This window comes from Streptomyces sporangiiformans (assembly GCF_005768555.2).
In the GTDB taxonomy this organism is placed as follows: Bacteria; Actinomycetota; Actinomycetes; order Streptomycetales; family Streptomycetaceae; genus Streptomyces; species Streptomyces sporangiiformans.
In genome coordinates this window covers 1-20,011 of sequence record NZ_VCHX02000342.1, presented here as the reverse complement: position 1 = coordinate 20,011, position 20,011 = coordinate 1, and the positions used below count along the sequence as shown (strand labels likewise).

16 protein-coding genes are annotated in these 20,011 nt (G+C 70.7%); 10 read left to right on the top strand and 6 right to left on the bottom strand.

Annotated elements, in window-relative coordinates; translation table 11 throughout:
• Positions 1-206: 206 nt before the first annotated feature.
• The 3 genes from FGD71_RS43765 to FGD71_RS43755 all read right to left on the bottom strand — a co-directional run bounded on the left by FGD71_RS43765 (position 207) and on the right by FGD71_RS43755 (position 1,669).
• A complete protein-coding gene (locus tag FGD71_RS43765) occupies positions 207-434 on the bottom strand; it encodes a DUF3107 domain-containing protein (protein ID WP_119106174.1) in 228 nt (75 codons plus the stop codon).
• Between the two features lie 168 nt (positions 435-602).
• On the bottom strand, positions 603-1,247 hold the full coding sequence (locus FGD71_RS43760) for a TetR/AcrR family transcriptional regulator (protein WP_119106173.1): 645 nt from the start codon (positions 1,245-1,247) through the stop codon (positions 603-605).
• A 209-nt stretch (positions 1,248-1,456) separates the two neighbouring features.
• Entirely contained in the window at positions 1,457-1,669 is a 213-nt protein-coding gene (locus FGD71_RS43755) for a hypothetical protein (protein ID WP_119106172.1), read from the bottom strand.
• A gap of 137 nt (positions 1,670-1,806) precedes the next feature.
• On the opposite strand from FGD71_RS43755, the gene FGD71_RS47805 reads away from it, so the two are divergent.
• The 8 genes from FGD71_RS47805 to moeZ all read left to right on the top strand — a co-directional run bounded on the left by FGD71_RS47805 (position 1,807) and on the right by moeZ (position 11,100).
• A complete protein-coding gene (locus FGD71_RS47805) occupies positions 1,807-1,959 on the top strand; it encodes a hypothetical protein (protein ID WP_162931396.1) in 153 nt (50 codons plus the stop codon).
• A 333-nt stretch (positions 1,960-2,292) separates the two neighbouring features.
• On the top strand, positions 2,293-3,285 hold the full coding sequence (locus tag FGD71_RS43750) for an alpha/beta fold hydrolase (protein WP_119106171.1): 993 nt from the start codon (positions 2,293-2,295) through the stop codon (positions 3,283-3,285).
• 8 nt (positions 3,286-3,293) lie between these two features.
• On the top strand, positions 3,294-4,784 hold the full coding sequence (locus tag FGD71_RS43745; RefSeq protein WP_162931395.1) for a DUF3152 domain-containing protein: 1,491 nt from the start codon (positions 3,294-3,296) through the stop codon (positions 4,782-4,784).
• 163 nt (positions 4,785-4,947) lie between these two features.
• Entirely contained in the window at positions 4,948-6,741 is a 1,794-nt protein-coding gene (locus tag FGD71_RS43740; protein WP_119106169.1) for a DUF3492 domain-containing protein, read from the top strand.
• A 17-nt stretch (positions 6,742-6,758) separates the two neighbouring features.
• On the top strand, positions 6,759-8,003 hold the full coding sequence (locus FGD71_RS43735; RefSeq protein WP_420878403.1) for a hypothetical protein: 1,245 nt from the start codon (positions 6,759-6,761) through the stop codon (positions 8,001-8,003).
• A 158-nt stretch (positions 8,004-8,161) separates the two neighbouring features.
• On the top strand, positions 8,162-9,121 hold the full coding sequence (locus FGD71_RS43730) for an NAD-dependent epimerase/dehydratase family protein (protein WP_119106168.1): 960 nt from the start codon (positions 8,162-8,164) through the stop codon (positions 9,119-9,121).
• Positions 9,109-9,858, top strand: a complete 750-nt coding sequence (locus tag FGD71_RS43725) for a spherulation-specific family 4 protein (RefSeq protein WP_119106167.1) — start codon at positions 9,109-9,111, stop codon at positions 9,856-9,858. Before FGD71_RS43730 ends, FGD71_RS43725 begins: the two co-directional genes overlap by 13 nt.
• 63 nt (positions 9,859-9,921) lie before the next feature.
• Entirely contained in the window at positions 9,922-11,100 is a 1,179-nt protein-coding gene (gene moeZ / locus FGD71_RS43720; RefSeq protein WP_119106166.1) for an adenylyltransferase/sulfurtransferase MoeZ, read from the top strand.
• 149 nt (positions 11,101-11,249) lie between these two features.
• Here the strand turns inward: moeZ and FGD71_RS43715 are convergent, their stop codons facing one another.
• From FGD71_RS43715 to FGD71_RS43705, 3 genes are all read right to left on the bottom strand, one after another.
• Positions 11,250-12,743, bottom strand: coding sequence for an alpha/beta hydrolase (locus FGD71_RS43715; RefSeq protein WP_119106165.1), 1,494 nt, complete (start codon positions 12,741-12,743; stop codon positions 11,250-11,252).
• A gap of 128 nt (positions 12,744-12,871) precedes the next feature.
• On the bottom strand, positions 12,872-14,413 hold the full coding sequence (locus FGD71_RS43710; RefSeq protein ID WP_119106164.1) for an alpha/beta hydrolase: 1,542 nt from the start codon (positions 14,411-14,413) through the stop codon (positions 12,872-12,874).
• A gap of 103 nt (positions 14,414-14,516) precedes the next feature.
• Complete coding sequence (locus FGD71_RS43705) at positions 14,517-17,348, bottom strand: lysylphosphatidylglycerol synthase domain-containing protein (RefSeq protein ID WP_119106163.1); 2,832 nt, start codon at positions 17,346-17,348, stop codon at positions 14,517-14,519.
• 185 nt (positions 17,349-17,533) lie between these two features.
• On the opposite strand from FGD71_RS43705, the gene FGD71_RS43700 reads away from it, so the two are divergent.
• Both FGD71_RS43700 and FGD71_RS43695 read left to right on the top strand, forming a co-directional pair.
• Positions 17,534-17,899, top strand: a complete 366-nt coding sequence (locus tag FGD71_RS43700) for an MGMT family protein (protein WP_276147193.1) — start codon at positions 17,534-17,536, stop codon at positions 17,897-17,899.
• 311 nt (positions 17,900-18,210) lie between these two features.
• Positions 18,211-20,011, top strand: a 1,801-nt coding sequence (locus tag FGD71_RS43695; protein WP_140936068.1) for an ATP-dependent helicase, incomplete at its 3' end; no start/stop codon positions are given.

The following is a 20,011-nucleotide window of genomic DNA, read 5'->3' as shown; positions in this document are numbered from 1 at the left end:
ACAGCCGTGTGCCCCTTGGTCCTAGCCGGTCCTACCCGTGACCTGCGGAACGCAATCATCTCCTGTGGATGATCTGTGCTCCATCTGTGGAGATCATCATGTAGGTGGCCTGCATGAAAACCGGGCCGGGGCAGGCAGAGAAAGAGGCCCGGTGGCGTGATGCCATCGGGCCCCTTTACCGCGACGTATGAACTCGCGACGTATGACTACAGCGCGCCGAAGCCCACCTTGCGCGGGGCCGGCTCGCCGAGCTCCACGTAGGCGAGGCGGTCGGCCGGAACCAGGACCTTGCGGCCGTGGTCGTCCACGAGGCTGAGCAGCTGTGTCTTGCCGGCCAGTGCCTCGGACACCGCCCGCTCGACCTCCTCCGGGGTCTGACCGCTCTCCAGAACGATCTCGCGGGGCGCGTGCTGCACGCCGATCTTGACCTCCACGGCTATGTCCCTCCGACGGTCACTGATGTGCGCGTTCGTCCGCGCCGTACGCAGCACACATTAGCCCGGTGAGGGGACGTACACGCTCCGCCCAAGAACGCCAGGAGCGAACAGAGGACGGGAACAGATCGGGAGCAGGCGGGAACACGGACCGGAACGAGGCGCGGTTCAGTGGTGCTGCTCGCTGCCGTGCAGCGGGAAGCCGGCGATGCCGCGCCAGGCCAGCGACGTCAGCAACTGCACCGCCTGGTCGCGTGGCACGCTGCGGTCGCTGTGCAGCCAGGAGCGTGCCACCACCTGTGCGAGTCCGCCCAGGCCCGAGGCGAGCAGCATCGACTCGGCCTTGGACAGACCGGTGTCCTCCGCGATGACCTCGCAGATCGCCTCCGCGCACTCGAACGTCACCTTGTCCACGCGCTCGCGCACCGCGGGCTCGTTCGTCAGATCCGACTCGAAGACCAGCCGGAAGGCGCCGCCGTCGTCCTCGACGTACGCGAAGTACGCGTCCATCGTGGCCCGTACGCGCTGCTTGTTGTCGGTGGTCGAGGCGAGGGCGCCCTGGACCGCCTGCAGCAGGGACTCGCAGTGCTGGTCCAGCAGGGCGAGATAGAGGTCGAGCTTGCCCGGGAAGTGCTGGTAGAGCACCGGCTTGCTGACGCCCGCGCGCTCGGCGATGTCGTCCATCGCGGCCGCGTGGTAGCCCTGCGCCACGAAAACTTCCTGGGCGGCGCCCAGCAGCTGGTTCCGTCGGGCACGGCGCGGCAGGCGTGTGCCCCGCGGGCGTGCCGCCTCTGTCTGCTCGATGGCTGTCACGCCGCCTCCCAAAATCGTCCACATGCGGTGTGCGCCGCGCCGCCATCGTACTTTTCGGTAACCCTGGTGTGCGCGGTGCGAGCGCAGAATTTCATGGACCGGACGCCGGTGAGAACCGCTCAGAACGCATCAGATGCGGACACGGCGGGCAGGTCGAGTCCTCGGTGTGCGTCGCTGGGCGGTCACCGGCCATCCGTTCCGTACCTGCCTCACCGATAGTCGTCCTCATCCAGTTCGACGACTCGCGCCTGCTCCGCACGGTCCGCTTCGTTCGCGTCGTTCTCCGAGCCGGTCAGCAAGTCGTCCTGGTGGGGTGAGAGGTCCGCGTGCTGTTCGGCGGCGTCGGCCTCGGGGGCCTCCACGTCGAACTCGGCGGCATCGGATTCCTCGAGGGTCTCGGGGTCGGTGGGGTCGACAGTCATGTGTCCTCTTCCCGAGCGGGTGCGAGTGCGCTCTTGCACGAGTACGAGTGCCCTCGTTTACGAAGCGTATGAGAGAGGAGATCGCGGCGCTATGCGATCCCGCCGCAAATCGGCCGCGGCGCCCCTGCGGATCGGCCGTGGTCCTGCTGCGTATCTGCTGCCGTATCTGCCGCGAGTCGAACGTGATCCCGGCGGTGATCCGGGACGTGGTCCGGGCCGTGATCGGGGCCCGGTCCGGACTCGGTCCGGACTCGGTCCGGGCCCGGTCCGGATCGTGGGCCGGACTGTGATCCGGACGTCGGCCGGGCTCGATCCGGCCGGAATCGTGGCTGAGATCCAGCCTGGATGTGGCCGGGATTGTGTCGCGATCTCATCGTGATCCGACCGCGATCCGATTGTGATCAGGTGGAGCTCTTCTGTGATCAGAAGGCGCTCGTCGGAGGGCTGACGGCGCCGATGCAGGTCTGGCGGGGGTCGGTGCAGGTCTGGCGGTGCGCTTGACGGGACCTGGCGCAGACCTGAGTGAGGTTCGAGCGCGACGCGACGGCGGTGGCCGCTTCCCGATCGCCCCTTGTGATGGCGAACACACGATCCAGGGCGTGATCGTCTCGTAACATTGCCGCATGTCTTCGACCGAACTGCCGTCCGTCTTGGCCACCAGTGCCGCGCCGAAGGTCGGTTCCGTCAGGGTGGCGCCGGGGGAGCGGCTGCGTACCGTCGGGCTGCCCGGGGTCACGCTGACGGTTCGGTCGAGACCGCCGGCCCGCGAGGGACTGCCGCCGGCTCTGTACGTGCACGGGTTGGGCGGTTCCTCGCAGAACTGGTCGGCGCTGATGCCACTCCTCGACGGTCTGGTGGACAGTGAGGCCGTCGATCTGCCGGGCTTCGGTGATTCGCCGCCGCCGGACGACGGCGACTTCTCGGTGACCGGGCACGCGCGTTCGGTCATCCGCTATCTCGACTCGTCCGGTCGCGGTCCGGTGCACCTCATCGGGAACTCGCTGGGCGGTGCGATCTCGACGCGCGTCGCGGCCGTGCGGCCCGATCTCGTCCGCACGCTCACGCTGGTGTCCCCCGCGCTGCCGGAGTTCGCGGTGCAACGCACGGCGCTGCCCACGGCGCTGCTGGCGCTGCCCGGAGTCGCCAGGGCCTTCACCCGGTTCACCAAGGACTGGTCCGCCGAGCAGCGCGTACGGGGCGTCATGGCGCTCTGCTACGGGGACCCCGCGATGGTGACGCCCGAAGGGTTTCGCAACGCGGTCGAGGAGATGGAGCGGCGGCTGGCCCTCCCGTACTTCTGGGACGCCATGGCGCGGTCGGCGCGCGGCATCGTCAACGCGTACACGCTGGGCGGCCAGCACGGGCTGTGGCGCCAGGCCGAGCGGGTGCTCGCGCCGACGCTCCTCATCTACGGTGGCCGCGACCAACTCGTGTCGTTCCGCATGGCCCAGCGGGCGGCCCGCGCGTTCCGTGACTCCCGACTGCTTGCGCTCCCGGACGCGGGGCATGTGGCGATGATGGAATACCCCGATACGGTGGCCATCGCCGTCCGTGAACTCCTCGCGGAAACGGGTCAATTGCCCGACACCGGCACGACAACGAGCGCAGGGAGCTGAGACGGCGCGTGGGACGTCACAGCCGACGTGGAGCGGCCCGCGAGGGCGGCGACACCGCGGACATACCGGTAGTTCCGGTTCAGGGCGGCGGTCGCCCGGAGCCGAGTGGGGGACGCCGCCGGGCCCCCTCGGCACCGCAGCCGCCGCAGATGAGCGACGGTTCTCCAACGATGGGCGGCTCACCACCGATGCGCGGTGGCCCCGGCACCCCGGCGCGCGGGGTTCCGCGCTTTTCTGACGGCACGCCGGCCCAGGGCCTGCCGCGGTTTGCGGACGGCACCCCCGCCCATGGCGTCCCACGTCTTGCCGACGGCACGCCCGCTCGGGGCGTCCCCCGAGTCCGTGGCGGGCACCCGGAGCAGCGTGAACCCGGCGGCGGCTGGGGGCAGTTCGGGGGCGCCGACGAGTACGGCGCGCCAGGCGCCGGTCCGGGGCGGCGAGGACCCACGGTTCCCCGGCAGCGGCAGGGGCCGCCGCCAGGGTCTGGCCCTCGGCAGGACTACGTCGACGCGTTCGACGAGGACGACGACATCTTCGCGTCCCGTTCCGCGTCCCGTTCCGCGTCTCGTTCCGCCGCCTCGGGGCTTCGAGCGGACCCGTACGCCTCCGTCACCGTGTGGGACACCGGCGTCGAGGACGACGTCGAGCACAAGGTGCCCCCGGAGGGCGAGCGGCCGGAGAAGGCCAAGGGGGGCAAGGGGCGGACCTTCACCGGGATCGCGGCCGCCGCTGTCACCACCGTGCTGGCCGTGGTCGTGGCGGGGCAGGTCATCGGCGGCGAGGACACCTCCGCGCGCTCGCAGACCGCGGGGAGCGCGGACCGGGCGGCCAAGGATTACCCCTCCCGCGGCGACAAGCGGCCGACTCCGCCCGGGGCGGCCGACGCGGACGCGGTCCCGCTGACGTACAACCAGCAAATGGCGAAGAAGTACCCGCTGGCCGCGACCTTGAAGGGCGGCGGCGAGTTCGACGCGATCCGCGGATTCGACCAGGCGCCCGGCACCGGCCAGAAATTCACCTACCGCGTCGACGTCGAAAAGGGCCTCGGCCTGGACGGTGAACTCTTCGCGCAGGCCGTGCAGAAAACCCTGAACGACGAGCGGAGTTGGGCCCACGGCGGCGGACGAACCTTCGAGCGGATCTCCTCCGGGAAACCCGACTTCGTCATCACGCTGGCGAGCCCCGGCACCACCGCGACCTGGTGCGCCAAGTCGGGCCTCGACACGACCGAGGACAACGTCTCCTGCGATTCCGCAGCCACCGACCGCGTGATGATCAACGCGTATCGCTGGGCCCAGGGCTCCGAGACGTACGGCGACAAGATGTTCTCGTACCGTCAGATGCTGATCAACCACGAGGTCGGTCACCGGCTCGGCTATGGCCATGTGAGCTGCGACAGGGACGGGGACCTCGCGCCCGTCATGCAGCAGCAGACCAAGTTCCTCAACCATGACGGGATCCGCTGCCGGGCCAATCCCTGGCCGTTCCCGGGCAATTAACGCGGCGGAACGCGATCCGTACGCGAAAGTTACGACCGTTCACCCCTTTTGATGGCGCGATGGACAACCGTCCGTCGCGCCACCGTCATGTCCGCGTACGTTCGTCCCGCTGTGAGCCGCTGGACAACGGCGGTTCCCCATACGGGAGATCAGAGGTGTACTCGTGCGCATCGGACTGCTTACGGAGGGTGGCTATCCGTATGTGAGCGGTGACGCCAGGCTCTGGTGCGACCGGCTCGTGCGCGGGCTCGGACAACACGACTTCCACATCTACGCGCTCAGCCGGAGCGAGCGGCAGGAGGACGAGGGCTGGATCCCGCTCCCGCCCCAGGTCGGCCGCGTACGCACCGCACCGCTGTGGACCGCGGACGACGACGGTGTGGGGTACGGGAGACGGGCACGACGACGGTTCGCCGAGTGCTACGGAGAGCTGGCGGCAGCTGTTTGTGCGGGGGATGGCTCCGGGGATGACGGTGCGGGCGTGGCGGACCGTTTCGGCGCCGCGCTGTACGGGCTCGCCGAACTCGCCCGGGACGAGGGCGGCGGCCTGGTCGGTGCTCTGCGCTCCGAGGCCGCCGTACGCGTCCTCGAGGGCGCCTGTCGCGCGCCCGGTGCCCTGCGGGCCGCACGGGACGCACGCGTGCCCGACCTGTTGGCTGTCGCGGCCCAACTGGAGCGCACCCTGCGCCCCTTGTCGCTCGACTGGTACGAGGAGGAGGACGCGCTCGGCTCCGTCGACCTGTGCCACGCCACGTCCGGCGGCGCGGCGGCCCTGACCGGACTGCTCGCACGGCACTTCTCGGGAGTGCCGCTGCTGGTCACGGAGTACGGGGTGCAGCTGCGGGCGCACTATCTGGGCGCACGTGGTTCTCATGGCGCCCGGGGTTCTCATGGCGCTCCTGGCTCTCGTGAGGCGTCGCCTTCGGCGCGGGCTCTGCTCGCGGCGTTCCACGGCCGGCTCGCGGCCGAGGCGTACCGGCAGGCCGCGCTCATCACGCCCGGCAACACGCACGCCCGTCGCTGGCAGGAGCGGTGCGGCGCCGACCGCGCCAAACTCCGTACCGTCTATCCGGGCATGGACGCGTCCCGCTTCTCGGAGGTGGGCGAACGGGCCGAGTGCGCCGATCCCGACACGCTGGTCTGGGTCGGGCGGATCGAGCCCGCCAAGGATCTGTTCTCGCTGCTGCACGCCTTCGCGGCGATCCGCCAGGAGCGCCCCAAGGCCCGGCTGCGGATCGTCGGCGCACCCGCCGAAGGGCCGGACGGTGCGACGTACCTCGCCCAGTGCAAGGCCCTGGCCGCCCAGCTCTTTCCCGACGAGGGCCAGGACGTGAGTGCCGCCGGCGCCAACCCGGTCTCCTTCGCGGAGATCGGCGGGCCGGAGGCGCCCAGCCTCGCCGAGGCCTACGGGGCGGGGGCCGTGGTCGTCCTGTCCAGCGTTGTCGAGGGCTTCCCGATCAGCCTTGTCGAGGCGATGTTCAGCGGACGTGCCACGGTGTCCACGGACGTCGGCGCGGTCGTGGAGATCATCGGCGGTACCGGTCTGGTGGTGCCGTCGCGCAATCCGCGGGCGCTCGCCGAGGCGTGCGTCGCCCTGCTGCGCGACCCCGAGCGCCGCGAGCGCCTCGGTGCGGCGGCACGCGCGCGTGCCCTCGAACTGTTCACCGTCGAGCAGAACATCACGGCATTTCACAGCATCTATATGGAAATCATCTCCCGCTGCCCCGTGCGGCGCGTTGCCGTCGGCGATACGGGGGAGCCGCTGCTGTTCGCCGTACCGGCCGAGGCGCATGTGCCCGGAAGGTGGGCCGAGCGTGGCACGCGGCTCGCGGCGGCGGACGGCGCACTGAAGCGGGCGGCGGACGGCGCACCGAGATGGGCGGCGGGGCCGCCGGTCCGGGGGGTGGCTTCGGACACCGGGACGGAGCCGATGCCCGCCGGGGAGGGGGCACGGTGAGCGCACGACGACGGGACATGGACCTGACTCGGCCCCCGGGGGACGCCGGAGCGTGGGACGCGCGGACGGACGACTGGCTGGTGACCGTTGGCGCCGAGGGCTCGCCCCATGAGTCCACTACGGGCGTCGAGGACTCGCCGGACGCTGACTCCGCCGAATCCACGACCACCCGCCGAGGTGCCGTGGACCCCGTGAAAGCCCTGATGCACCGTCACCGCGAGCTGTGCGAGCGGGCCGTGGATCCATTGGAGATCGCGGCGGAGCTGGAAGCGCACGGGGTGACCGATCGGACCGCAGCCCGCTGCCGGCACCGGGACGTGTTCTCGCTGGCTGAGGAGATGTACGCGCGCGTGCCCCGCGTCGGCGAGACGCCACCGCAGGCGGCGACACCCGATGCTCCCGGCATCCGCGCCGGCTGGGCCGTGCTCGCCCTGCTGCCGGGTGCCCTGTGCGCGGCCGCGGTGACCGGGCTGCGGCTCACCGAGGGACGGCCCCGCCTCGTCGTCGCGGTCGTAGGCGTGCTCGCCGTCGCCGCCGGCCTGCGCGTGGCCCTCCGCCGCGGCCCCCTGCACGCCACGCGGGAGAGGCGCACGACAGCGAGCACGCGCGTGTGGACCTGCTGGCTCCTCGTGTACGCCCTCCTCGGCGACGGACTGCTCGGCGCAGGCATCGCGGGCGGACCGGACGGCCGGCCGAACGGTGACCCCTACGGCCCCTGGCCGGTCGCCCTCACGTCCGTCCTGGCCCTCACCCTGGCCTGCGCCCCGGCGGCCTGGTGCGCCCACTTCTTCGCCGTACGCGCCCGGCGAAGACTGGCCGCCAGCCGTGCCCTGGAGGAGTTCACCGCCTCCGTGCGACCCCTGCTCCTGGGCACCTTCGGCCTGTACCTCGCCGCCTTGGGCGGGTTGCTCGCGCTGTGCGGGTCGCTGCTGGGTGAACCGGTCGGGTACGCAGGAGCCGCCGGGCTCGGCGCGCTGCTGCTGCTCGCCCGGCTGCTCACCGTGCACGGCTTCACGCACGCCCCCGCCGTCGTCCTCGCCGCCGCCGGCGCGGCGGAGGCGATCGCTCTGGCGAGTGTCTACGCAGGCCGTCTGCCCGGCTGCTCGTTCCTGGCCGTACCCGTCGAGACCGTGGTCGCCGCCCGGGGGCCCGGCATCGTGCCGGCCCTCGTGTGCGGGGCCGCGGCACTCACGCTCCTGGTCCACGCGACCAGGAAGCTCACCCGGGCCTCGGCCCATGCGGACCGCGGCGGGACGCCGTGAACCGCACCCCGCGCTCGGCACCCAGTCATCGAGCCGTGCGCACCCCTCCCGCGGTTGCCGACACCGCGGGCTTCCCTGACGAACCATGGCAACACTCCTGAAGGAGAACCAGACATGATCACCCTCCGCATCGGAAAAACCACTCCGGGAGCCGCCCGATGAGGGTGCTACTGATCGGAGCGAATGGATACCTGGGCCGGTTCGTCGCCGACCGCCTCCTCGCCGACCCGGCCGTGCAGCTCACCGCGCTCGGCCGCGGCGACGACGCGGACGTACGCTTCGACCTCGCCAGCGGCAGCCCGGGCGCGCTCACCCGCTTCCTGGACGCGGTGCATCCCGGCGTCGTCATCAACTGCGCGGGCGCCACCCGCGGTGGCGCCCGCGAGTTGACACGGCACAACACGGTCGCCGTCGCCACCGTCTGCGAGGCCCTGCGCCGCAGCGGTTGCGGGGCACGCCTCGTCCAGATCGGCTGCGGCGCCGAGTACGGCCCCAGCCAGCCCGGCTCCTGCACGGCCGAGGACGCCGTACCGCGCCCCGGCGGCCCGTACGGCGTCAGCAAGCTCGCCGGTACGGAGCTCGTCCTGGGCTCCGGCCTGGACGCCGTCGTCCTGCGCGTGTTCTCGCCGGCCGGCCCCGGCACCCCTGCCGGCTCGCCCCTCGGCCGCCTCGCCGAGGCCATGCGCCGCGCCATGCAGTCCGGCGACGGGGAACTCAAACTCGGCGGACTGGGTGTCCAGCGCGACTTCATCGACGTACGCGATGTCGCGCGCGCCGTCCACGCCGCCTCGCTCTCCGCCGCGCAGGGCGTCATCAACATCGGCTCCGGACGCGCCGTACGCCTCCGGGACGCGGCCGCCGTTCTCGCGCGCGTGGCCGGCTACGGCGGCGCGCTGCACGAACTCGACGGACCGCCTTCACCCATCAGGCCCTCCATCGGGCACCCCCGCTCCGAAACGGAGCACACGTCCCCGGCCGCATACCCCTACCCGGACGGCTGCGGCAGCTGGCAGCAGGCCGACGTGCGCACCGCCCGCGACCGGCTCGGCTGGCGGCCCCGTATCAACCTCGAAGAGTCCCTGGCCGACATCTGGATGGAGGCCGCATGCCGTATCTGACCAGCGCCGCAACGGGTGCCGCCAGCACCGACATACGCCTCGGCTTCGGTGTCCCCGGCTATGCGCACCCCCTCGTCGCACCGCTCGAATGGGGCGAACTCGCCCGCCCCGGAACCCCTTTGCACTGGGTGGTCCTGAACGTCGCGGACGGACCCGGCACCCGCTCCGACCCGCATTGCCTGGAGGCCGCGGGACGACTGCGGAACGCCGGCGTCCGGGTGCTGGGCCACCTGGACATGACGCACGGCGCACGCGCCTTCGGCGAGCTGATCACGGAAGCGCAGCGGTACCTCGACTGGTACCGGGTCGACGGCTTCCTGCTGGACGACTGTCCCACAGGGCGGACAGCGCTCCCGGAGGTGCGGCGCACCGTCACCACCCTGCGCGCGCTTCTCGGCGAGGGGCATATCGTCCTCGGCCACGGCGGTCACCCCTATCCCGGATATGCCGAAACCGCCGACCAGTTGGTGACGTTCGCCGGGCCCTGGAGCGATTACCGCTGGTCGCAGGTGGCGGAGTGGACCGCCGAATACCCGCCGGAGCGCTTCTGCCACTTCGTGCACGGCGTGCCCCGCGGCCATCTCGAGGAGGCGCTGCGCATCGCCCGCTGGCAGGGCGCCTCGACGATCTACTTCACCGACCGCACGGACGACGGCGGCCGCACCGACCCCTGGGCATCCATGCCCGGCTACTGGGACGAAATCGTCTCGCGGGTCGGAACGGGTGTCTCGGAATGAAGATGGGCGTGGCAGTGTTACGGAGAGAACAACCGTAGTGATTGACCGACCAACGGAGTCCCCGTGTCGCTGCCACCCCTGGTCGAGCCAGCTTCTGAGCTCACCGTAGACGAGGTCCGCAGGTACTCCCGCCACCTGATCATCCCCGACGTGGGGATGGACGGGCAGAAGCGGCTGAAGAACGCCAAGGTGCTCTGTGTGGGCGCCGGCGGCCTGGGCTCGCCGGCCCTCATGTACCTGGCGGCGGCGGGCGTCGGCACGCTCGGCATCGTGGAGTTCGACGAGGTCGACGAGTCGAACCTGCAGCGTCAGATCATCCACAGCCAGGCGGACATCGGCCGCTCCAAGGCCGAGTCGGCCCGCGACAGCGTGCTCGGCATCAACCCGTACGTGAACGTGATCCTTCACGAAGAGCGGCTCGAGGCCGAAAACGTGATGGACATCTTCAGCCAGTACGACCTGATCGTCGACGGCACGGACAACTTCGCGACCCGCTACCTGGTCAACGACGCGTGCGTGCTCCTCAACAAGCCGTACGTATGGGGTTCGATCTACCGCTTCGACGGTCAGGCCTCCGTGTTCTGGTCCGAGCACGGCCCCTGCTACCGCTGCCTCTACCCGGAGCCCCCGCCGCCGGGCATGGTCCCCTCCTGCGCCGAGGGCGGCGTCCTGGGCGTGCTGTGCGCGTCCATCGGCTCCATCCAGGTGACCGAGGCGATCAAGGTCCTCACGGGCACGGGCGAGCCGCTGGTCGGGCGCCTGATGATCTACGACGCCCTGGAGATGCAGTACCGCCAGGTCAAGGTCCGCAAGGACCCGGACTGCGCGGTCTGCGGCGAGAACCCCACCGTCACCGAGCTCATCGACTACGAGGCCTTCTGCGGCGTCGTCTCCGAGGAGGCCCAGGAAGCGGCCGCCGGCTCGACGATCACTCCCAAGCAGCTCAAGGAGTGGATCGACAGCGACGAGAAGATCGAGATCATCGACGTCCGTGAGCAGAACGAGTACGAGATCGTCTCGATCCCCGGCGCCAGGCTGATCCCGAAGAACGAGTTCCTCATGGGCACCGCCCTGGAGAGCCTCCCGCAGGACAAGAAGATCGTTCTGCACTGCAAGACGGGTGTCCGCAGCGCGGAGGTTCTCGCCGTGCTCAAGTCCGCCGGTTTCGCGGACGCGGTGCACGTCGGCGGCGGTGTGATCGGCTGGGTCAACCAGATCGAGCCCGAGAAGCCGGTGTACTAGGCGAAGGCCTTGCGAAGAGGGGCTCGGCACCGGGTGTGCCGGGCCCCTTCCTGCTGCGCGAGATCCTGCCGCGCGGGCACGGCGGGGCGAGAGCCGGAAGCCCGCTGCTCGCCCACGTCCGAACCGGAGCCGGTGGCCCGCCGCCCGGTCTACGACGCGCAGACCTTGCCGTCCTTCGGCACTGTCCCGTCCAGCAGGTACGCGTTGACCGTGTCGTCCACGCAGGAGCTCCCGCTCCCGTACGCGCCATGCCCCTCGCCCTTCCAGGTGAGCTCGATGCCGACGCCCTTGCCCAGTTCGTCCGCCATCCTGCGTGCACCCTCGTAGGGCGTCGCCGGGTCGCCGGTGTTGCCCACGACCAGGACGGGGTCGGCTTCCGGCGCGCTGACCTCGGGTGTCTCGCGCTGACCGGGCACCGGCCAGTCGTGGCACCAGCCGGCCGTGTCCCAGCCCATGAACTCGCCGAAGACCGGCGATATCTTCCGGAACTCGGGGAGCAGCTTCTTCGTCTCCGCCGGCGTGGGCCGCTCCTTGTCGTCCAAGCACGATATGACTCGTTGTGAATGCGTCGTCGTGCCGTAGTTCCCCGACGCGTCACGTTCGTTGTAGTCGTCGGCGAGCTTCAGCAGTTCCGAACCGTCGCCTTCCTCAGCCGCGTCCAGCGCAGTGGTGAGGGTGGGCCAGCTCTGCCGGCTGTAGAGCGGCAGGACGATGCCGGTGAGCGCCAGCGTCTGCGTGAGCTTGCGGCCGCTCGACGTCGGCAGCGCCTTCCCGTCGATCTTCTTCAACAGATCCGCGATCTTCTGTGAGCCCTCCTGCGGGTCCTGTCCCGTGGACTTGAGGTAGTTGTCCAGCGCGCGCTGGAAGCCGCGTGTCTGGTTCTTGGCATGCCCGACCGTGTCGGCGCTCGGGTCGACGACGGCGTCCAGCACCAGGCGGCCCACTTTCCTGGGGAACAAGTGGGCGTACACGCCGCCCAGTTCGGTGCCGTACGAGATGCCGAGGTAGTGCATCTTCTGATCGCCCAGTACCTGGCGCATCAGGTCCATGTCGCGGGCCGTGTCGGTGGTCGAGACATGTGCCATGAGCTTGCCGGCGGACTTCGCGCAGCCCTTGCCGAAATCCGCGGAGTCCTTGAGGTAGGCCGTCTCCTCGGCCGCGGTGTCCGGCGTGGAGTCGACGGACTCAGCGGCCTGGATCTCCTTGTCGCTCCGACAGCGCACGCCCTTGCTGGCCGCGACCCCGCGCGGGTCGAAGCTCACCAGGTCGTAGCGGTCGCGGAGCTTGGGGGTCAGCGTCGCGTACGCCGGCAGCATGGAGACGCCCGAGCCGCCCGGACCGCCGAAGTTGAACAGCAGTGAGCCGATGCGTGAGCCCTTGCCGGTGGACTTGCCCCGGATCAGCGCTATGTCGGTCGTCTCGCCCGTCGGCTTCGCCCAGTCCAATGGCACCTTGAGTGTGGCGCACTCCCAGCCGCTGCCCGGCGCGGGGCCGTCCGACGTGGCCTTGCAGTCGTCCCAGTCGAGCTTCTGCGAGGTGAGCTTGCCCTCGTCGTCGGACGAGCCGCCACCGCAGCCCGCCGCGAGCCCGGAAACCAGCACAGCGGCCGCGGCCAGCGCCGTGGATCGTACGAAACGCACCATGAACCCTTCCCCCCTCGCTTGTCATCCGCACCGAGCCGCGCATGACGGTCAGGCCATACTAGGCAGATCGACACGAAGCCGTCGCAGGGTGTGGATAACGCTGTGACCTGCGGTTTTAATCTGCTCTCTTATGAGCAGACGAGCCCTGACGGCGGGATCCTGCCGTCCAGCAGATAGCCGTTCACCGCATCGCGCACGCACTTGTTCCCGCTGTCGTACGCGCCGTGTCCCTGGCCCTTGTACGTCAGCTCGATGCCGACGCCCTTGCCCAGCGCTTCCACCATCTTGTGGGCACCCTCGTACGGCGTCGCCGGATCGCCGGTGTTGCCGATCACGAGGATCGGCGCCGAACCCGGTGCGCTCACGTCAGGGTGGTCGGCCGCCCCGGGCACGGGCCAGTCGGTGCAGCTGAGCAGGCCCCACGCCAGGTAGTCGCCGAAAAGGCGGGAGGCCTCGCGGAACTGCGGAAGTTTCGCCTCCACATCGGCGGTGGTGTAACGCGACTTGTCGTCCGCGCAGTTGATGGACACATTGGCGGCGGCGACGTTGCTGTACTCCCCGTCCTGGTTCCGCCCGTTCAAGGAGTCGGACAACAGCATCAGGATCTGGCCGTCGCCGTTGTACGCCTGCTGGAGCCCCTCGGTGAGGTATTCCCAGAAGTCCTGGGAATAGAGGGCCTGCGCGATGCCGCTGGTGGCGGCCGTCTGGGTCAGCATGCGCGGAAAGACGCCCGGGATCGGCTTGCTGTCGAGGTCCTCGAGCAGTCTGGTGATCCGGTCCTTGACGTCCTCGGCGGTGTCGCCGAGCGGGCACTCCTCCACCTTCGACGTGCAGTCCTCGGCGAAGTTGTCGAGCGCGCGCTGGAAGCCCCTGGCCTGTCCGAGCGAGCCCTGCTCCGGATTCTGCGTCGGGTCCACGACGGCGTCGAAGACGGCCCGTCCCACCTTCTTGGGGAACAGGTGCGCGTAGACGCCACCCAGTTCGGTGCCGTACGAGATGCCGAAGTAGTACAGCTTGTCGTCGCCGAGGACCTGCCGCATCAGGTCCATGTCGCGGGCCGCGTCGGTCGTGCTCACCTGCGGGAGGACCTTCCCGGAGTTCTCCTCGCAGGCCGAGTTGAACTCCTTGGTGCTGTCCACGAGCGTCTCCCGCTCGGCCCCGCTGTCGGGGGTGGCGTCCTGTTGGAAGTACTCGTCGAGCTGTTCGTCGTCCACGCATTCGACGCCCGCGCTGCGGCCGACGCCGCGCGGGTCGAAGCTGACCAGGTCGTAGCGGGTGCGCAGCTGCGTGAATTCCTCGCCGAACGCGGGCAGTGTGGTCACGCCGGAGCCGCCCGGGCCGCCGAAGTTGAAGATCAGCGAGCCGATCCGCTCGTCCTTGGCGCCGCTCGCCCGCGCCCGGATCAGCTCGAGCCCGATCGTGTCGCCCTCGGGCTTGTCCCAGTCGAGGGGTGCCTTCATGATCGCGCACTGCCATACGGCGCCGTCCGGCAGGGGCGACGGGGCCTCTCCGTCTCCCTGGGCGTCGGACGGCTCCGGACAGTCCTCCCAGCTCAGCTTCTGCGTCGGCAGGTTCTCGTCCTCGGGCTCGCTGTCACATCCGGCAACGGGCGCGGACAGCAGAAGGGCGGCGGCCAGGGCGGCGGCGCGTAGCCGGGAAGGAGTCGGCATGCCTCCATCCTGGGGGCGTACCCGAGGGGGCGCTCGGGGCGCGGGCCGTGTGGGTGAGCGGCACTTCCGCTCCCCGCGTACGACAGGCCATAGATGTATTTGCCTAGAGCGCGCCCTTGCGCGTCAGGTGGTTGAAGAACAGCCACCCGGGCAGTACCGGTAGCCACAGCGTGAGGAGCCGGTAGAGCAGCACCGCGGGCGCCGCGACCTCCTTGGGCAGTCCGACGGCGATCAGACCGACCGTGAGGGTCGCCTCGACGGCGCCCACGCCACCCGGGGTCGGCGCCGCCGAGCCCAGCGCGTTACCGGCGAGGAAGACGACCGCGACGCTCGCGATGCTCAGCGCGGGCATGTCGTCGCTGCCGAACGCCCGGATCGACGCGTCCAGGCACATCACGAAGCAGGCCGTCAGCAGCAGCATGCCGCCGATACCGGTGATGAGCTTCTGCGGCCGCTGCAGTACGTCGAGCATGCGCGGCACGACACCAGCGAACAGCGACCGCACGCGCGTGACGACGAACTTCCGCAGGAACGGAATCGAGGTCACCACCAGCACCAGTACCGCGACGGTCAGCAGACCCGCGATCACCGTGCGAGACGGCGACAGCGACGGCGTCTTCTCGGTCCCCGTCAGGTAACCGAAGGCGAGCAGCAGCAGAATGTGGCTGCCCAGGCCGAACAACTGCGAGGCTCCGACACTCGCCACCGCGAGCCCCGGGCGCACCCCCGCGCGCTGCAGGAAGCGGGTGTTGAGGGCGACACCGCCCACCGCCGCGGGCGCCACGATCTTCACGAAGGACCCGGCGACCTGCGCTGCCACGGCCCGCAGGAACGGCACCCGCTCGGGCACGAAGCCCAGCAGGCTCATGGCCGCCGCGAAGTAGCTCAGCGCCGAGAAGAGAACGGCCGCTGCGACCCAGCCCCACTCGGCGTTGTCGAACAGGGTGCCGAACTCGATGTGCGTGAGCTGCGACAGCAGGAAGTACGCGCCGATGGCACCGGCGATGAAACTGATGAGCGTCCGGGGCCGGATGCGCTCCAGGCGGGCCGGTTCGACGGGCGCCTGCGGCCTGATCAGCAGCACCTGGTGGCGGATCTGGGTGAGCAGATCCTCCTCCCGGGCCTCCTCCACGGCCTCGTCGATCGCCCGCTTCTCGGAGCGCTTCTCGGCACGTACGGCCTTCTTGTCCGGCTTTTCGAGGAGGGGCCGGGTGTCCTCCTCGTGCTCTTCGCGGTCCGGCTTGGCGTGCCGCGAGGCCTCCAGGACGGCCTCGCGCTCGCGCTGGGCCCGCTCCCTGCCGCGTTTGCGCAGTGTCGCGCGCGTGGCACGGGTCAGCGCGATGGGCTGCAGCATCGGCAGACAGTCGGCGACCGTGTCGGGGCCGAGCACCCCGACCGCCGACGCCACCGCGCGCTCCGCGCCGACCCGCAGGCCGAGCGTGGTCACCAACTGGGCGATGTCCATGCGCAGCAGCAGCTCACCGGCCGCGATCTCGCCGCCGCGCAGATCGGTGAGGATGACCGTGCCGGAACGATCCACCAGAATCGCGTCGCCCGCCAGCCTGCGATGCGCGATGCGCCGCGACTGCAACGCCTGTACCTGGTGCCAGGTGTCACGCAACAGGTCGTCGGTGATCTCGTCGTCGGGCAGGGTGTCGAGCGTGTGACCGCCGATGTGCTCGTAGACGAGCATCACGGCGTCCGGGCCCAGCTCGGAGGTCGCGATGAGCTTGGGCGCGTTGGCGCCGGCCGCGATGGCGGCGTAGGCCAGGAGCGCCTCCTGCTCCAGCGCCTGGCGCAGCGACTGGAGGCTGCGGCGCGTGGCGAAGCCACGCAGCGTCAGGTTGCGCCACGCGCGGTAGAAGAAGCCCTGCGCCTGCTGCTCCCGGTCGACCACCGTCACGTCCAGCGGCGGGCCGTCCTCCAGCGTCACGAAGTAGCGCCGCCCGCGGTCGCCGGTCTCGGTGCCCTCCTGCGTCTCCTCGCGGGATGCGCTCACCGGGTGGAAGCCCACGTGCCGCAGGCCCGCCATCAGCGTCCGTCCCGTGGGCCGCACGTTCGGCGAGCCGACCGCGTACAGCGTTCCGTACGCGATCGTCCAGCCGATCAACACCGTCAGGATGATCGAGAACGGAGTCGTGTAGCCGGTCACCAGCATGGAGAAGGCGTCGAGGAGCAGGACCACCCACAGCACCGCACGCCAGCGTGGTCGGCGCGACATGCCGACGGCCGTCATGTAGGCGATGACGGGAGCGAGATAGCCGTGAACGGGGTCGGTGAGAGCATGGACATCGCCCGGCGAGGGCTGGGTGAGCGCCTTCTGGATCGAGTCCGGGGCGCCCCGGGCGACCCACAGGTCGGTGGCGAGGGTCACCCCGTGCGCGAGCACCGCGGCCAGGACGCCGTCGGCGATGCGCAGCCCGTCCCGCTTGATCAGCCGCTCGATCGCGAAGGCCACCGGCACCAGGAGGATCGCGATGCTCGACGCGAGCCCCGCGATCTTGATCAGCAGGTCGGGCGCCTCATCGGTGCCCTTGTTGATGTCCTGGGCGAGCCCGGACGTCGTGCCGTGGGCGAACGCGGCGATCGCCAGCAGTACACCGACAGCGAGGATGCCCACCAGGAGGCGCATCAGGTCGGAAGGACGGTGCACGCGCGCGGGGAGCAGCGGTTCGTCGCCCTCGACCTCTTCAGGGACGGCGTCGTCGGGGTTCGGCGCGCGCGTTTGGTCGTGCGCGTCCGGGGTGTGATCGTTCGTCTGCTCGCGCTCCTCCGGGGAGTGCTTGTCCTTCTCATTGTGGGCGGTCGGCGTGTTTTTGTCCGTCATGCCGGGCGTGTCCGAGGTGCGCTCGTCCGAGTCGCCGTCGGCGTCGGGGCGTGGCGAAACCTCAGAGGTGCCCTCCGCGTCTTCGGGGTGCACGCCCTGCTGTTTCATCGTCTCTTCTTGATCTCGTATCACCAGTCACCGCCCGCATGATGGTGGCATGCTCCGCCGACACAGGAGGGCATCAGGGGCCAATGCGGGGGCGGACAGTCTGCCCGAAGTGCCGCTTCGGAGCGAGGAATACGCACGGTCGCCACCGCGTCACGTTGTCGGTGGGGTGGGGCAGGATGGGTCGGATGAGCGAGGAAAGTCTTCCGGTGGACGCCCTGCCGGAGTATGCGGAGCGGGTCCTCGAGGTCGCCGAGCTGATCCCGCCCGGGCGCGTCATGACGTACGGGGACGTCGCCGAATGGCTGGAGGAGGGAGGGCCGCGCCAGGTCGGCCGCGTGATGGCCCTCTACGGAGGAGCCGTGCCGTGGTGGCGCGTCATACGCGCGGACGGCGTGCTGCTCCCGGGCCACGAACTGGACGCCCTGGGCCACTACCGCACGGAAGGCACCCCCCTGAAGGAGGCGAGCAGGGCCTCCGAGGGCCACCTCCCGCGAGTCGACATGAAGCGGGCGCGGTGGGACGGCGGTGAGCACGCACAGGGTCACACCTGACAGCTTCCGCCATCGAAGGCCCGAAAGGGGGATCCGCGGCCCGTACGGGGGAAACGGGGCGCGTCCGTGACATGCCGTACCTTCGTGGCGTGGGGGACGCACGCGACGTGAGGGGTTCGAGGGAAGAAGAGGAAGCCCTCCTTCCGCAGCGTCCACCGGCGTAGCGTCGACGGCGCGCATCCCCCTCACCACGCGGCCACCGCCCTCCACGCGCGGCCGTCCACCCACCCGTCGCCCGACCACCACCTCGCAACGACGGCGCTCCGCGCCGGCAGTGACCAATGGCACACCCACCAGGACCGGCGAACCACGTGAGCTCCTCTTCTTCCACCAGGCGCCTGTCGCACCACCAGGGGCGACAGGGGAACCGTGGCGCTTACCGACTGGTGCGTACCCCGCCTGTCCGGGTAGATCCCCCTCTGCTGGACGCAGCGCAGCGCCGCGTGGTTGACCACAAGGGGGGCCCGCTCCTCGTCCTCGCAGGTCCGGGCACCGGCAAGACGACCACCCTCGTGGAGTCCGTGGCGGCGCGGATCGAGCGCGGCACGACCCCCGAGCGGGTCCTGGTGCTGACGTTCAGCCGCAAGGCCGCCGTGGAACTGCGTGACCGTATGGCACTGCGCATAGGGGCGGCCCGCGCGCCGCAGGCGACGACGTTCCACTCCTTCTGCTACGCCCTGGTCCGCGCCCACCAGGACAGCGGCCTGTTCGTGGAGCCCCTGCGGTTGCTCTCCGGACCCGAACAGGACGTGACGGTCCGTGAACTGCTGGCCGGCCAGCCCGACCTGGAGCGGCTCGGCCTCGCCCACGTGCGCTGGCCGGACGAGCTGCGCGCCTGCCTGACCACCCGCGGCTTCGCCGACGAGGTCCGCGCGGTCCTCGCCCGCAGCCGCGAACTGGGCCTCGGCCCAGACGCCCTGGACGCCTTCGCCTCCCGCATCGGCCGACCCGACTGGCGCGCCGCCGCCGTCTTCCTCGCCGAGTACCTCGACGTTCTCGACCTGCAAGGAGTGCTCGACTACGCGGAACTGGTGCACCGCGCGGTACTCCTCGCCCACCGCCCCGAGACCGCCGCGCGTCTTGCCGCGCAGTACGACGCGATCTTCGTCGACGAGTACCAGGACACCGATCCGGCGCAGGTACGTCTCCTCCAGGCGCTCGCGGGCGGCGGCCGCACCCTCGTCGCCTTCGGCGACCCCGACCAGTCGATCTACGCGTTCAGGGGCGCCGACGTGAACGGCATCCTGGAGTTCCCGCACACCTTCCCGCGCGCGGACGGCGCGCCGGCGCCGGTCGAGGTCCTGAGAACGTCACGCCGGTCGGGCGCCCAACTGCTCGGGGCCACCCGGCTGCTGACCCAGCGCATGCCCCTGACCCGCCTTCCGGCGGAGAAGGTACGCGCCCACAGAGAGCTGACTCCCGTACGGGACGGCGGCCGCGTCGAGGTCTACACGTACCCGACCCCCGGCACGGAGCTGGACAACATCGCGGACATCCTCCGCCGTGCCCACCTGGAGGACGGCGTCCCCTGGGGCGAGATGGCCGTCCTGGTGCGTGCCGGCTCCCGCACGATTCCGACGATCCGCCGCACACTCACGACGGCCGGCGTCCCCCTCGACATAGACGGCGACGACCTCCCCCTCCGGCACGAACCGGCGGTGACACCGCTGCTGACGGCCCTCAAGGCGGTGGCCGGGGCAGCGGTCCGGGACGGCGCGGGGCCGGCTGAGCCGCCCGAAGCGACATCTGAGCCCGCGCCCCAGGCGCCCTGGCTCGACACCGAGACCGCGCTCACCCTTCTCGCGTCCCCGATGACCGGTATGGACGCCGCTGATCTGCGCCGCCTGGGCCGCGCACTGCGCGAGGAGGAACGCGCCGGGGGCAACCTCGTCCCGCCGCCCTCGGACGAGTTGCTGGCGCGGGCGCTGGCCGAGCCGGAACGGTTGGTCGCGCACGACCCGTCGTACGCGAGAGGCGCCCAGCGCCTGGGCGCGCTGCTGCGCAAGGCCCGGGAGCGCCTCGCGGGCGGCGGCACGGCCGAGGAGGCGCTCTGGGAACTGTGGGACGGCACACCGTGGCCGCGGCGCCTGGAGCGGGCCGCCCGCCGCGGCG